Annotated in this window: 12 protein-coding genes; 10 read left to right on the forward strand and 2 right to left on the reverse strand. The window is 76.4% G+C overall.

Annotated elements, in window-relative coordinates; genetic code table 11:
* Nucleotides 1–149: 149 nt before the first annotated feature.
* On the reverse strand, nucleotides 150–425 hold the full coding sequence (locus ACFY2K_RS42960; RefSeq protein ID WP_387718496.1) for a DUF6059 family protein: 276 nt from the start codon (nucleotides 423–425) through the stop codon (nucleotides 150–152).
* A gap of 194 nt (nucleotides 426–619) precedes the next feature.
* Here ACFY2K_RS42960 and ACFY2K_RS42965 point away from each other — a divergent pair, with 194 nt between their 5' ends.
* From ACFY2K_RS42965 to ssuE, 3 genes are all read left to right on the forward strand, one after another.
* Nucleotides 620–2,524 carry an HAD-IIIC family phosphatase gene (locus ACFY2K_RS42965; RefSeq protein ID WP_387718499.1) on the forward strand — a complete coding sequence of 635 codons (1,905 nt, stop codon included), beginning with the start codon at nucleotides 620–622 and terminating at the stop codon, nucleotides 2,522–2,524.
* Nucleotides 2,521–2,754, forward strand: a complete 234-nt coding sequence (locus tag ACFY2K_RS42970) for a phosphopantetheine-binding protein (RefSeq protein ID WP_380402165.1) — start codon at nucleotides 2,521–2,523, stop codon at nucleotides 2,752–2,754. The genes ACFY2K_RS42965 and ACFY2K_RS42970 overlap by 4 nt, the downstream gene beginning before the upstream one ends.
* A 92-nt stretch (nucleotides 2,755–2,846) precedes the next feature.
* Complete coding sequence (gene ssuE / locus ACFY2K_RS42975; RefSeq protein ID WP_387718502.1) at nucleotides 2,847–3,386, forward strand: NADPH-dependent FMN reductase; 540 nt, start codon at nucleotides 2,847–2,849, stop codon at nucleotides 3,384–3,386.
* Between the two features lie 42 nt (nucleotides 3,387–3,428).
* Here ssuE and ACFY2K_RS42980 read toward each other — a convergent pair whose 3' ends face one another.
* Nucleotides 3,429–4,535 carry a LuxR C-terminal-related transcriptional regulator gene (locus ACFY2K_RS42980; protein ID WP_387718505.1) on the reverse strand — a complete coding sequence of 369 codons (1,107 nt, stop codon included), beginning with the start codon at nucleotides 4,533–4,535 and terminating at the stop codon, nucleotides 3,429–3,431.
* Nucleotides 4,536–4,984: 449 nt separating this feature from the next.
* Between ACFY2K_RS42980 and ACFY2K_RS42985 the strand changes: the two genes are divergently transcribed.
* From ACFY2K_RS42985 to ACFY2K_RS43015, 7 genes are all read left to right on the forward strand, one after another.
* Nucleotides 4,985–6,025: a hypothetical protein gene (locus ACFY2K_RS42985; RefSeq protein WP_387718508.1), complete on the forward strand. Its 1,041-nt coding sequence runs from the start codon at nucleotides 4,985–4,987 to the stop codon at nucleotides 6,023–6,025.
* A gap of 276 nt (nucleotides 6,026–6,301) precedes the next feature.
* Nucleotides 6,302–7,102 (forward strand): class I SAM-dependent methyltransferase, encoded by an 801-nt coding sequence (locus ACFY2K_RS42990; RefSeq protein ID WP_387718511.1) that lies wholly within the window; start codon nucleotides 6,302–6,304, stop codon nucleotides 7,100–7,102.
* Nucleotides 7,099–8,334, forward strand: coding sequence for a cytochrome P450 (locus ACFY2K_RS42995; protein WP_380643974.1), 1,236 nt, complete (start codon nucleotides 7,099–7,101; stop codon nucleotides 8,332–8,334). The genes ACFY2K_RS42990 and ACFY2K_RS42995 overlap by 4 nt, the downstream gene beginning before the upstream one ends.
* Nucleotides 8,331–9,632: an MFS transporter gene (locus ACFY2K_RS43000; RefSeq protein ID WP_387718514.1), complete on the forward strand. Its 1,302-nt coding sequence runs from the start codon at nucleotides 8,331–8,333 to the stop codon at nucleotides 9,630–9,632. The genes ACFY2K_RS42995 and ACFY2K_RS43000 overlap by 4 nt, the downstream gene beginning before the upstream one ends.
* Nucleotides 9,633–9,796: 164 nt before the next feature.
* The gene (locus ACFY2K_RS43005) at nucleotides 9,797–10,234 is read left to right on the forward strand and encodes a hypothetical protein (protein ID WP_387718517.1); all 438 of its coding nucleotides are present in this window, start codon (nucleotides 9,797–9,799) and stop codon (nucleotides 10,232–10,234) included.
* Between the two features lie 92 nt (nucleotides 10,235–10,326).
* Complete coding sequence (locus tag ACFY2K_RS43010) at nucleotides 10,327–13,242, forward strand: AAA family ATPase (RefSeq protein ID WP_387718520.1); 2,916 nt, start codon at nucleotides 10,327–10,329, stop codon at nucleotides 13,240–13,242.
* Between the two features lie 236 nt (nucleotides 13,243–13,478).
* Complete coding sequence (locus ACFY2K_RS43015; RefSeq protein WP_375893206.1) at nucleotides 13,479–14,186, forward strand: hypothetical protein; 708 nt, start codon at nucleotides 13,479–13,481, stop codon at nucleotides 14,184–14,186.
* The last annotated feature ends 174 nt before the right edge of the window (nucleotides 14,187–14,360 follow it).

The raw sequence follows: 14,360 nt of genomic DNA on the forward strand, positions 1-14,360 counted from the left end.
GTTGGGGTGCGTGCATCGCAAGGCGGAGGAGGGAGCCCAATGCAGCGCATTGGCGACCGACGACAACGCGGCGAGGTGCGTGCCCCGGCGTCGCGACCCCGGCAAGGATCCAAGAGGCAGGCCCTAAACCACCCCTGAACGTGGCGCGTTCAGCTCGGCCGGGTCAGGCCCGCCCACAGCTCCCGCTCGACGGGCGTGGGCGGCACCCCGACCAGCAGCCGCTCGGGGTGCCCGGCCGGCGGGCCGACCGGCGACGGCGGCGACGGCGAACCGGGCCGCGCCGACGGACCGGCCCACTCCGAGCCGTCGCAGCCCGGCAGCGGCGCCCAGCCGACGGCGAACCACCTCATCGGCAGCAGGATCCGGCGCAGTGCCCAGGCGGCGGCCCGGCGGCGGCGCGCCGACCGGGGATGCAGGACGTCCAACCCGGTACCTCCCGGGGTCTCGGGGTCGCAGGGAGCCACCCACTCTCCGGGGTGCCGCGAAAACGGCCCTGAACCGGCCCTGAACCGGCCCTCGCCCGGCCGGGATTCAGGCCCGGTTCAGCCCGCCCGGCCACGATGGCCCGGCACCGCTCCACGGCCCCACGCCCCGGAGAAGACCGATCGGAGAGCCCCCGATGGACACGACCGCCGACCCGGCCCACGCCCTGCTCGACCTCCGCCGTCAGGGCCGCCTCGCCGCCGGGTACCCCGGTGTCCGGGCCCTGCTCGCCGAGGCCGACCCGGCCCGGACGGCGCACGCGGGCCGGATCCTGGCCGGGCTGGACCCGGCGGAGGTGCTGGCCGCCCACCCGGGCACCCCCGTGCTCACCGTCGCCGTCCTCGGGCACGGCACCGTCGCCCCGCTGATCGCCCCGCTGACCGGCGAACTAGCCCGGCACGGACTGCTGTTGCGCCCGTACCGGGGCGACTTCGACAGCTGGGTGTTCGAGCTGTCCGACCCCGGCAGCCCGCTCTACGCCGCCGATCCGGACCTGACGCTCTGCCTGCTCGACCCGGCCGTGGTCTTCGACGAGGTCCCGCTGCCCTGGCGGCCGGAGGACGCGGCCCGGGTGCTGGACGGCAAGGTCGAGCTGATCACCGCGCTGGCGGCCCGCTTCGCGGCCTCGGCCCGCGGCGTCCTGGTCCTCAACACCATTCCCCTGCCGCGGCGTTGGACCCACCAGCTGGTCGACCACCAGTCCCGCGCCCGGCTCGGCGCGCTCTGGCGGGAGGCCAACGCCCGGCTGCTGCGGCTGGGCGAGGAGAACCCCTCGGTGGTGGTCCTCGACCTCGACCCGCTGCTCGCCGAGGGCGTCCCGGTCACCGACGCCCGGCTCGACGTCTACGCGAAGGCCCACCTCTCCGAGCCGCTGCTCGCCGCCTACGCCCGCGAGGCCGGGCACCTGGCCCGCCACCTGGCCGGGCTGACCCGCAAGGTGCTCGTCCTGGACCTGGACCAGACGCTGTGGGGCGGCATCCTCGGCGACGACGGCCCGGAGGGCGTCGAGGCGGGCGGGACGCCGCGCGGCGAGGCGTTCCGCGGGTTCCAGCGGGTGGTCAAACAGCTCGGCTCCCAGGGCGTGCTGCTCGCCGCCGTCAGCAAGAACGACCCCGAGCCGGTCCTGGCCGTCCTGCGGGACCACCCGGAGATGACGCTGCGCGAGGCGGACTTCGTCCGGGTGACGGCCGACTGGCTCCCCAAGCCGGCCGGGATCACCGACCTCGCCGAGGCGCTCAACCTGGGCACCTCCGGCTTCGTCTTCGTCGACGACTCGCCCTACGAACGCGGCCTGGTCAGGCGGGAGTTGCCCGAGGTCGCGGTGGTGGCGCTGGACGAGGAACCGGCGCTGCACGTCGAACGGCTGCTGTCCGACGGCTGGTTCGACGTCCGCCGGCTGACCGGTGAGGACCGCGAGCGCGCCGCGCTCTACCGGGGCGAGGTCGCCCGCAGCGACTTCCTCCAGGGGTTCGACTCGCTCGCCGAGTACCTGGACGAGCTGGGCGTCGAGGTCAGGCTGCGCCCGCTGGCCGCCGAGGAACTCCCCCGGGTCTCCCAACTCACCCTGCGGACGAACCAGTTCAACCTGACCACCCGCCGCCTCCAGCCCGCCGAGGTGGCGGCCTTCGCGGCCGCCGAGGGCTCCGGGGTGCTCACCGTGCGCTCCGCCGACCGCTTCGGCGACAACGGCCTGGTCGGCGCGGTCTTCCTGAGCCGGGAGGGCGAGGCGCTGCGGATCGACAACTTCCTGCTGAGCTGCCGGGTGTTCTCCCGCGGCATCGAGCAGGCGGTGCTCTCCGCCGTCCTCGGCCTGGCCGCCGGCACCGGCCTGCGCGCGGTCACCGGCCACTACCGGCCCGGCCCGCGCAACGGCACGGTCAAGGACCTCCTCCCCCGGTACGGCTTCGCCCCCGCCGACGACCCGGCAGCCGCGAACGGCGGCCTCGCCTTCCGCCACGACCTCGCCACCGAACTGCCCCCGCCCGGCCACCTGCGGCTCGACGCCGAACTGGCCGGCCTCCTGGAAGGACACCCCGCATGACCGCCCCCGACGGCCTCGCCGAACTGATCACCGTGGCCGCCACCGAACTGGGCCTGCCGCTCGGCCCCGAGGATGCCGAGGTCGACTTCGACGACCTCCCCGGCTGGGACTCGCTCCACCTGCTGAGCCTGCTCACCGCCCTGGAACGCCTCAGCGGCCGCCGGCTGTCGCTGCCCGACCTGCTGGACGCCCGCACCCTCGCCGAGATCCACCGGATCGCCACCGTCTGACACCGGCCCGCAGGCCCGCAGGCCGTACGACGACCCACCTGGGCGTCGCGTCACGACCCACCCGCCCACCGCACCGCCCGATCGAGGTTCCCATGGCCCGCATCCTCACCCTCTCCGGCAGCCCGTCCCCCGTCTCCCGCACCACCCGCCTGCTCGGGGCGGCCGCCCACCGCCTCGAAGCCCACGGCCACCACGTCACCGCGCTGGAGGTGCGCCGGCTGCCCGCGGAGGTGCTCACCGGCGCGGACGTCGCCCACCCCGCCGTCGTCGAGGTCGCCGAGCTGCTGCGGCGGTCCGACGGCGTCGTGGTGGGCACGCCCGTCTACAAGGCCGCCTACTCGGGCCTGCTCAAGTGCCTGCTGGACCTGCTGCCGCAGTACGCCCTGGCGGGCCGGACCGTGCTGCCGCTGGCCACCGGCGGCTCACCGGCCCACGTCCTGGCGGTGGACTACGCCCTGCGGCCGGTGCTCACCAGCATGGGGGCCGCGCACGTCACCCAGGGCTGGTTCGTCCTCGACCGCGACATCCTGACCGCGCCGGACGGCAGCACCGCGCTCTCCCCCGGCGCCGCCACCGCCCTGGAGGAGGTGGTCGACCGGTTCGCCGACGCCCTGCCGACCCCGGTGGGCTGACCCGCCGGCTCTCCGACCGACAGCGCCGACCCGCACCACCGGTCAGCAGGCCGCCTCCCGGGACGCCGGGGCACCCGGGGCCGTCGAGCAGCGGATCAGGCCCGCCTCGATCGCCTTGACCCCGGCCTGGAAACGGCTGGAGACCTCCAGTTCGTCCATCATCTCGGCGATGTGGCGGCGGCAGGTCCGGACCGAGATGCTCAGCCGGCGGGAGATCAGGTCGTCCTTGGCGCCCGCGGCGAGCATCCGCAGGATCGCGCGCTTGATCTCCTCGCCCTCGATGCCACGGCGGGGCGCGCCGGGGCCGCCGGGACCGCCCGGGCCGTCGGGCTCGAAGGGCAGGGCGGCGGACCAGGCCTGTTCGAGGGAGCGGTAGAGGAAGTCGACGGTGGAGGGCTCGCGCAGGACGACCGCGCCGTCGGGGCCGGAGCAGGTGGGGATGAACGCGGTCTCGCGGTCGAGGATGACGATCCGGTCGGCGATCTCCTCGCAGGTGCGGATCCGGCCGCCGGCCCGGGTGAGCCGTTCGAGCAGTTCGCGCCGGCGGGCGCTCGTCCTGACCGGGTGCTGGAAGAGCAGGCGCAGGCGGACGCCGCGGGCCAGCAGCTCCAGCTGCTCGGGCAGTGAACCCTCGATGTCCTGCTCGGAGATGACGCCGGGGTGGGCGCCGAGGACCTCGACCGCGCAGCGGCGGAAGGCCTCGCCCAGCACCGAGCGGACGCGGCCCGCGCCGTCGATGACGTCGACGGCCTCCCGGCGGTTGCGCCGCTGACGGCTCTCGAAGTAGAGCGACTTGAGCGAGAGCACCCGGGATTCGAGGTCCGACGCCAACTGCTCCAGGCCGGCGATCTCCTGCTTGATGGGGGTGACCAGTTCGGCGGCGGCCGAGTCGGGACTGGCCGGGGTCAGTGCGCCGGGGTCGTCGAGGGCCGGGGTGAGCAGCCTCAACTCCCTGAGGACGGCCAGCCCGAGCTCGACCTCGGCGGGGGTGGCGCGCAGTTCTTCGAGCAGCTCGGGCTGGTCCGCCTCGGAGATCCGGCCGCGCCGCAGGGCCGCGCCGTAGATCGATACGGCGATCGGGCTCAGCTGCACGGAACCGGTCTTCGCGGAACTGGTGTCGTCCAGGTACGTCATATCCTTTTGGGACATTTCCACCGCAATCCACACGCCTCACCGTCGGACAACAGCGACGCTTCACGGGACACCCTAGCCCGCACTGTCGTCATGGGCATGGAAAACCGGCCACCCGTTTCCGGACCGGCCCGGACGGAAACGGAATGCCGATACCGGAATTGATGATTCGGTGGTCCCGCGCGCGGCATTCCCCCACAGGCCGTACGGGAATTCGCCCCACCCGCGGACACCCTCACCGGCCCCCACCGCCGTCCGCCGTCCGCCGTCCGCCGTCCGCCGTCCGCGCGGGCAAGACTGCCGTGCAGCTTCCTGCCGCGCTCCCCCGATGGACGCGGCACCGCGGCCGGGCCGAAGCTTGGTCGAAGCCGTACCCGTGGCACCCCGTTCGGTGCCGCGGGGCACCGGAGCGTCGGAGGCGGGGGCCGATCGCACGCCGCCCCCTCATGAAGGACGCCCCGCGCCGCATGCCCGACAAGCAGCAGCCGATGCCGGTCACCGTGCTGCCCGGCCTCGCCGTCCTCGGCCCCGGCGGCGCCCGGCCGGGCGAGTGGCACGAGGAACTGGTCAGACGGGTCGCGCTGTGGCACCGCGCCGGCGGAGCGCCGAGCCCACCGGCGCCGCCCGGCGGCGGCCCGGGCACCGCCGGAACGGCGCTGCGCGAGACCCTCAGGGAACTGCTCGCCCGCTCCCCGCACGACGGCGCCGCGGTCGTGCACCGGGCGAGCGGCTCGGTCAGCCGGGTCACCCTGGCGGGCCCGGGCCGCCCGGGGTGGAGCGGGATCCGCGCGCTCGGCGACCGGCTGACGGACACCCCGGCCGACCCCGAGGACCCGCTGCGCGGCGCGGCCCCGCTGCTCGAACCGTGGAGCGGCCTGCTCGTCACGACCCGCCGGCCGCCGGACCACCGGGGCCCGCTCGACCGGCCCCCGCACCTCCACCACGTCCTGGACGGCCTGCGGTCGCTGGCCCCCGCGCCCTACCCCGGCGGCGGGCCGGCCCCCCGCGGCCCCAGCGTCGGCGCGGCGGGGCCGAGCGAGCGGCACTGGCTGCTCGACGGCGCCCTCGCCCTGCTGTCCCGGCGGGCGGCCGACCGGCGGGCCGTCGGGGCGGGGGCGCCGGGGAACGGGCGGGGCCTCGTGGTCCACCGGGTGCCCGGCCTGCCCGGGGGATGGCGGATCGTCCGCCTCCTCGACCGGCCGTCCGGCGCGCCGCCGACGGCGGCCTGGGGCGCCGACGTCTGCGGGGCCCTGCGCCATGCGCGGGCCGCGGCGGTGACCCGGGCGCAGCGGTCGGCCTGGGCGGCCCCGCAGCCGGCCGGCGGGGCCGGGCGGCCGTCCGCCGACGGGCTGCTCGGGGCGCTGTCCGACGGAGCGCTGCACCGGCTGACCGAGGACGTGCTGTGCTACCTGTCCGCCCGCCGGCTCCGGGTGCTGGGCATCAGGGTGGTCGAGGATCCGATCCTGGGCGCGCAGCCGCTCTCCTGGGGGCCGGTCTGGCTCGCCTAGCAAGGCGTCGGCCCGGCGCCGGAAATGGCGGAAGTAGCTGCCATGCAGTTTGCTGCCGCATTCCCGGCGTTGTCCGACGGTTCGGCGCGGTGGATAGTTTCTGCAGTCGTCAGCGGAAAGGGGGCTCGACATGAGCTACGACCACTGAAACCCGTAAACCTGTTGAATCCATGAACACAGGAATAGCGCGAGTGTTGGCCGACGGCTGATGAGCCGACGGCCAACACCTTTTTCCGGCCTGCGCACCGCCACGATTCCCGAAGGAACTGATGCAGAGTGGAAGAGCCCACCGGCGGCAGCGCGCTCGCCGCACCGGATCCGTACGACGTCATGGCCTACTACTACGACCTCTTCGCCCGGGCCTCCGCCGCCGGCCACCAGACCTCGCCGAACGGCGACGCGTTCGCCGGGCCGGCGCGCGCCGGTGACGTGGTGCTGGACTTCGGCTCCGGCACCGGCACCCTGGCCCTGCGGCTGGCCGAACTCGGCTGCACCGTCCACTGCTTCGAGCCCTCGCGCGGGATGCGCGCGGTCCACCTCGCCAAGCTGTCCGCCCGGCCCGAGCTCGCCGCGCGGACGGTGCTGCTCCCGGCAGGCGCGACCGGCCTGCCCACCGGGGTGGACTACGCGCTGTGCGCCGGGGTGCTGCAATGCCTCGACGGCCCGGACCGGCGCAAGCTGTTCGCGGACCTGGCGGGCGCCGTCCGGCCGGGCGGGCTGCTCGCCCTCGACATGCTCACCGACGGCCGGCCGAGCACCTGGGAGCTGCGGACCGCCGCACGGACCACGGTGGCCGGGGTCGAGTACCGGCTGCGCACCTCCTCGGAGGCCCTCACCGACTCCACCATGCGGCGCCGGGCCGAGTACACGGCGAGCCTGGACGGCCGGACCGTCCAGCAGGAGACGGTCTCCCGGATGCTGTTCACGGTGCCGCGGCCCGCCGTGCACCGGGAGCTCGCCGAGGCGGGCTTCGCGCTCCTGGACCCGCCGCCCGGCCTGCCGGAGGACTTCGTGCTGGCCCGGCGCTCGGGCGGCCCGGGCGCCGTCGACCGTCCGCCGACGGGGGCGGCCCGGTGACCGCGGAGCCCGGCGGGGAACTCTTCGCCCCGCTCAGCCCCGCCGTGCTGGCCGACCCGCGCCCGGTCTACGCCCGGCTGCGCGCCGAGGACCCGGTGCACTGGCACGAGCAGCTCGGCGTGTGGGTGCTCACCCGGCACGAGGACTGCCTCCGGGTGGTCAAGGACACCGGGACCTTCGGCTCCGACCTGCGCAAGGCCGGCCGGGACGTCCCCTGGCAGCGGCTCAGCATGCAGACCCTCGACCCGCCCGAGCACACCGAGCTGCGCAAGCCGGTGCTCGCCGCGCTCCGCTCGGTCGACCTGGACCGCTGGACCGAGCAGGTCCGGCGCACGGCCGAGGAGTTGGTCGCCGGGCTCGGCGACGAACCGGCCGACGTGATCACCGAGCTCGCCGAACCGCTGTCGCTGTCCGCCACCTGCCTGCTGTTCGGCGCCCCGCCGCCGGTCCAGGACGCCGAGTTCCGCGCGGCCTCCCGCGCCCTGGTCCTCAGCATGGACGGGGGCCTCGCGCCGGAGCGGATCGAACCGGGCCTGGCCGCCCGCGTGCTGCTCAACGACCTCGTCGACGGCTGGTTCCGGGCCGAGTACACCGACGGCATGATGGCCGGGCTCACCGCCGCCCGGCGCGAGGTGCCCGCCGAACACCTGGTCAACACGGCGCGGGCGCTGTTCCACGCCGGCTACACCTCCACCACCAGCCTGATCGGCAACGCCCTGCTCGGGCTGGACCGGCACGGCGCGCTCAGCGGCGCGGACCTGCGCAGGACGGACTCCGCCACCGTCAACGAGCTGCTCCGGCTGGACGGTCCGGTGCAGGCGACCGGCCGGGCCGTCCACACCGACGTCGACCTGGGCAGCCGGCGCCTGCGCCGGGGCGAGGTGGTGCTCGCGGTGTTCGGCGCCGCCGACCACGACCCGGCCGTCTTCCCGGAGCCCGGCCGGGCCGACTTCGGACGCGACCCCAACCCGCACCTCGGGTTCGGCCGGGGCGTGCACGCCTGCCTGGGCAACCACCTGGCCGTCCGGATCGTGCAGGCGCTGTTCCACGCGCTCGGCGACCGGTACGAGGAGCTGCGGATCGTCGGGGAGCCGGTGCGGCGGCCCAGCGCGACCCTGCGCGGCCTCCAGCAACTGCTGGTCACGGGCGCCGACCGGGCTCCCGCGGGCGAACGACAGCTCGCGGGTGAACGGGCTCCTGCGGGCGGCCGGAGGCCGGGGGCGCGGCCGTGACCGGTGCCGCGGGCGCGCCCCCGACGGCACCGGCCGCCGAGCGCGTCGGCTACCGGCAGCTGCTGGCGGTGGCCCCGTACCGGGTGCTGCTGTGCGGCTACGGGCTGGGCACGGTGGCCGAGAGCCTGCGCGCGGTCGCCCTCTCCGTCCTGGTGCTGACGGCCACCGGCTCCACCGTGCTCGGTGCGCTCGCCTACGGCATCTCCTTCATCCCCCAGGTGATCGGCTCCGGACTGCTCGGCAACGTCGCGGACCGGGTGCAGCCCGCCCGGCTGATCGGCCTCGGCTACCTGTTGGAGGGCGCCACCGCCGTCGTCCTGGTGCTGGTCGCGATGCCGTACTGGGCCGTGCTCGCCCTGGTCGCGGCGGTGGCCGCCACCACGCCGGTGAGCCAGGGCGCCACCGGCCGGGCGGTGGCCGAGGTGCTGCCGGGCACCGCGTACGTCCCCGGCCGCTCCCTGCTGAACGTGGTGTCCTCCGGCGCCCAGTTGCTGGGGCTGGGCTGCGGCGGCCTGGCGGTCGCGGGCCTGGGCGCGCGCCGCGCGCTGCTGGTCACCGCGCTCGCGCACCTGGCGGCCGGGGTGTGGGTGGCGGCCCGGCTCGGCCCGCTGCCGCTGCCGCATCAGCCGCGCCGCGCGGCGGGCGGGCGGAGCTCCGGCGCGGGCGGGCGGAGCTCGACCGTGGGCGGCAGCTGGGCGGAGAGCCGGCGGCTGCTGGCGGACCGGCGGGTCCGGCGGCTGCTGCTGGTGCGCTGGCTCCCGCCGGCCCTCGCCACCGGGGCGGAGAGCCTGGTCCTGCCGTACGTACGGGACCGGGGGCTGTCGACCGGCACCGGCGGGGTGCTGCTCGCCTGCCTGCCGGTCGGCATGCTGGTGGGCAACACCGTGCTGGGGCGGTTCGTCCGCGCCGGCACGGTGGAGCGTTCGGTGCTGCCGCTGCTGGCCGTGCTCGGCGCGCCGCTCCTGGCCTTCGCGGTGCCCGGCCTCCCGGTGGCGCTCGGCGGGGTGCTGCTGGTCGCGGTGGGCGTGGGGTTCTGCTACTCGCTGGGCCTGCAACGGCCGTTCCTGGCCGCGGTTCCGGAGCACTCCCGGGGGCAGGCCTTCGGTCTGCAGTCGACCGGACTGATGACGGCCCAGGGCCTCAGCCCGGTCGCGGCCGGGCTGATCGCCGAGGCGATGACGACCGGTCGCTCCGTCGCCGTCATGGGCGTCCTGGTGCTGGCCACCGCGGGGCTGTTCTCCCGATGGCTGCCCGCCTTCGCCGCAGGGCTCCCGGGGAGCGCCGCCGGGCGGGACTGAGCGACCGACGGCCGGGTGCGCGATCGGAATCGGAGAGGTTCGGACACGAACACCGGAAGACCGGACACTTGCCGCCACCCCGCCCACCGGAGGTGTGACACGCCGGGGCCGCCGGGCATGCTGCGCGCCGAACCGACCCGCGCGCACAGCACCAGGAGCACGCCATGTCCAACCCGTTCCGCACCGCCAGGACCACTGCCAGGGCCACTGCCAGGGCCACCGCCCGGATCACCGCCAGGATCACCGCCAGGATCACCGCCGCCACCGCCCTCGCCGTGGGCCTGGGCGTGGTGGCCGCGCCGTCCGCCTCGGCGGCCGACAACTGCTGGCCCGGGGACGCCAACCGGTGGTACTGCCACAACGTGCCCGGCGCCCCGGTCTTCGGCACCGTCGGCGACAACCACGTCTACCCGGACCCGAACACCGTCGTCGGCTACCTGAACACCGACCCCAGCTGGTTCTCCTGCAAGGAGGACAACCAGGCCTGGGTCGGCGGACCGCACCCGACCCGCTGGCTGCTGACCACGGCCGACAACGGCGCGGTCGGCTTCGTGCGGGACACCGACATCACCAGCGAGACCGATCCCGTCCCGTACTGCTGACCGCCGGGCCCCGCCCACCCAGGGCGGTCTCCGGCGGCTTTCCGTGTGCGACACCTGGGCGTTGCGGCCCGGACGTGGTTTCATCCCAGCTCGTGCTGACTTCTCGGGACGACGACGTACTGGCCGGGCGCGACCACGAACTGGGCCTGCTCACCGGGCTGCTGACGACCGGCCACCGACGGCCGGCGGTCGGCGTGCTGGAGGGGCCGCCGGGCATCGGCAAGAGCCGCCTGCTGGCCGAACTGCGGCGCACGGCAGCCGGATCGGGACGACCGGTGGCCCCGGCGCGGGCCCGGGCCACCGGGGACGGCCGCCCGGTGCCGTACGGGCTGCTGCTGGACGCGCTCTGGGACACCGGCGCCCGGAGCCTGCTCGAAGCCTTCGCCGACCAGGCCGAAGCCGGAACCGGGAGCGGGGCCGGGCACGGACTCAGAACCGGAACCGGGAACGCCGACGGACCCGAGCACGGGCACCGGCAGCACCGGCAGCTGCGCGAGGCACTCGCCGGGGCCCCGCCCGTCCTCCTGCTGGACGACGTCCAGTGGGCCGACCGGGAGTCGCTGCTGCTGCTCGACCGGCTGATCGCGAGCCCGCCGACCGGGCGGTTCACCGTCGTCCTGGCCTGTCGCAGCGGCGGCTGTCCGCCCTGGCTGACCCGTACCCTCGCCGACGCCGACGCGGTGTGGATCGAGCTCGCACCCCTGGGCCCGGCCGCGATCGCCCGGCTGGTGCCGGGGGCGGCACCGGAACGGCTCCGATTACTGGCGCGGGCCAGTGGCGGCAACCCCCGGTACCTGCGCGCCCTCACGGAGCCGTCGGCCGGGCCGTGCACCGGGCCGCCGCCCGAACTGCCCACGGAACTGCCCACCGACCTGCTGGCCGGGCTGGCCGCGGGCGATCCGCGCGTTCTCGGGCCGCAGCCGACGGCACCCGCCACCGCCGACTGGCAGCCCGGGCCGGAGCTGCGCGGGGAACTGGCCACCCTGGCGGAGCGGACCCGCACGGTGCTGCGCGCCGCCGCCGTGGCCGGACCGGAGTTCGACCCGGCGCTGGTGGCGGCCGTGGCCGAACTGCCCACCGGGGCGGTGGCCGGGGCACTCGACGAACTGGCCGGGCACGGCCTCCTCGCCCCGGCCGGCGGCCGCCACCGCTTCACCCGGCCGCTGCCGGCCGCCGCCCTCTACCGGCTCGCCGGGTCGGCCTGGCGGGCCGGGGCGCACCGGCGGGCCGCCGACCACCTCGACCGCTGCGGGGCCCCGCTCGCGGAGTGGGCCGGGCAGGCCGCCTACGCCACGCCGGGCGCGGACCGGGAGCTGCTGGCGAGGCTCACCGCGGCCGCCCGTACCGTCCTCGATCCCGAGCCGGTGACCAGCGCCCGCTGGCTGCACGCCGTCCTGGCGGCGCTGCCCGAGCGGGCGGACTGCGCCGAACTGCGCACCGAGACAACGCTGCTGCTCGGCCGGGCGCTCACCCTCACCGGCCGGCTGGACGAGGCCACCGCGGCGCTGGGCCCGCTGCTGTCGGGCCCGGCCCCGGACCGGGAGCGGGCCGCCGGCCCGGTCGCCCTCGCGGAACGGCTGCGCGGCCGCACGGACCGGGTGTACGGCCTGCTGGAGCGGGACGGCGGCGGCCGGGTCCGCGATCAACTCCAGCTCGCCAGGCTGGATGTGATGAACGGTCGGACCGAGCGGAGCCTGCACCGGATCGAGGCCGCCGTACGCCGCGACGACTCGGCCGGTACCCGGCTGACCGCGCACGGCCTGACCAGCCTCGCCGCGATCGGCCAGGGGGCGGTGCCCGCCGCCCGCCGGGCGCTGGACGCGGCCGAGCGCCTCGCCGACTCGCTGGACGCCCGCGGGCAGCTCCGGGCCCTCGCCGCGCTGCCCGAACTCGGCTGGGCCGGTGTGCTGTTGGAGCGCCGGCAGCGCACCGCCGAGCGCATCGAGCGGGGCATCGCCCTGGCCGAACGCCACCAGCACCACTACGTCATCCCGCAACTGCACGCGGTGCGGGCGGCGTTGCTGCTGATGTCGGGACCGCTGGACGCGGCCCGGGCCGCCGCCGACCGGGCCCTGGAGCTGGCGCGGGAGCTCGGCGCGACCGAGACCCTGGCGATCGCGGCGGCGCTCCGGCTCCGGGCGCTGGCCTGGCAGGGCGGACCGGCCGCCGCGGGCCCCGCGCTGGAGCTGCTGCTCGGCCTGCCGGAGCCGCCGACGGCGGTGTGGCGCGCGGTCGTCCGGCACGCCGTGGTGGAGGCCTCGGTGGTCTGCGGGCAGCCGCCGTCGGCGGCCGAGGCCGCCCGGCTGCTGAACCTGGGCGACGGACGGTGGCGCGACCCGATGCCCGCCCACGGCCACGACCTGATGGCCGCGGTGCACGCGGCGGAGGGCAACACCGCCCTGGTGGCCCGGCACGTGGAACTGGCCGGACGGGCGGCCCGCAGCGCCGGGCTGCCGGCGGCCGGCGCCGTGGTGTCGCTGGCCTCGGCCCGGCTGCTGCGGGTGCGCGGGGAGCAGGACCGGGCGACGGCACTGGCCCGCCGGGCCGCGGACGGACTGGCCGCCTCCGGCTTCGTGGTCAGGGCCGGGATGGCCCAGCTGGTGGCCGCCGAGATCGCCGCCGAGCACGGCGACCGGTCCGGGTACGAGGGCGCGACCGACGCGGCCCGGCGGCTGTTCGGCCGGGCGGGGGCGCACGCCCTGCTGGCCCGGGCGGAGCTGCCCTGGCGGGCCGGCCGGTGCGCCGCCGAGGCCCGCGGCGCCAGGACGGTGCCCGACGCGGCCGTCCCGCCGGGCCGACCGGCCCCGCCCGAGGGGCCGTCGCTCTCCGCGCGCGAGCACGAGATCGCGGACCTGACCGCCCAGGGGCTCACCAACCAGGCCATCGCCGCCCGGCTGTTCCTCAGCGTCCGCACGGTGGAGTCCCATCTCACCTCGGTCTACCGGAAGTTGGGGATCAGCGGCCGGGCCGCCGTGGCGCGCGCCCTGGACCCGGTCCGGCACGGCTGATCCTGCGGCCGGACGCCGTCCGTGCCCATCGTGGATTCCCGCAGTCCCCGGGGCCGGCACCCCCTCGGGGAGCCTGCGGAAACCCCCGATCCACGACGGGCCGGGACCTCGCTAGCTTTCCTTCCGGCGCCGGGCCGGACGCCGGGACCCGCAACTCGACCCCCGGCCCGGGCCGCCGCCTCCGGGCCCCGCCACCCGCGCCGGCCCGACCGGATCCCACGACGAAAGGCCACACCATGAGGGCAATCCCCCGCGCACTGGGCATCGTCGCAGCCGCCGGCACCATGCTGCTGGCCGCCGCGATCCCCGCCTCGGCGACCCCGTCCCAGGCCAACTACACGGGCGACGGCTTCGGTTCGACGTCCGCCCAGGCCAAGCAGAGCGCGCTCAACGACGCCCTCGCCCAGGCCCGGGCGGCCGGTTTCAGCAGCACCCAGTGCCTCCAGGTCGGCACCGCCCAGGCCTGGCCGAACAACAACCAACTCGCGGCCCGCGGCGCGAAGTCGGCCGAGTCCGCCGTCATCGGGCCGGTCACGAGCTGGGAGGGCAGCGCCCAGCTCCAGTGCGCCACCCAGCCCGCCCCCGGCACCGTCAACCTCAACCGGTACAACGGCCCCGAGCACCTGAGCACCACCTCGGCGGCGCCCGCGGGCTACTACCTGGAGGGCAGCCTCGGCTGGATCTCCGGCAGCCAGGTCGCCGGCACCACCCCGCTGTACGAGTGCCGCGCGTGGGGCGGCACGGACACGTTCAGCTCGCTGGCCTCGAACTGCGAGGGCCAGCAGTTCGTCACCACGCTCGGGTACCTCTACACCGCCCCGCCGGCCGGTGTGGCGACCCGCGTGCTGCGCCGCTGCACCGTCAACGGCGAGCACTTCGACTCCAACGACCTCAACTGCGAGGGCCAGAACGCCGAGGGCGTCCTCGGCTACACCCTCGACTGACCGACCGGAACCGAGGACAACGAACAGCGGTAACGGACAGCGGTAACGAACCGGGCCCGGGGGGGGGGGGGGGCCCCCCCCCCCCGCGGCCCCCCCCCCGGGGGCGCCCCCCCCCCGCCCCCCCCCCCAACCCCCCGGGCCCCCCCCCCCCCGCCCGCGCGCCCCCCCCCCCCC

Source organism: Kitasatospora sp. NPDC001309 (assembly GCF_042896295.1).
Taxonomy (GTDB): Bacteria; Actinomycetota; Actinomycetes; order Streptomycetales; family Streptomycetaceae; genus Kitasatospora.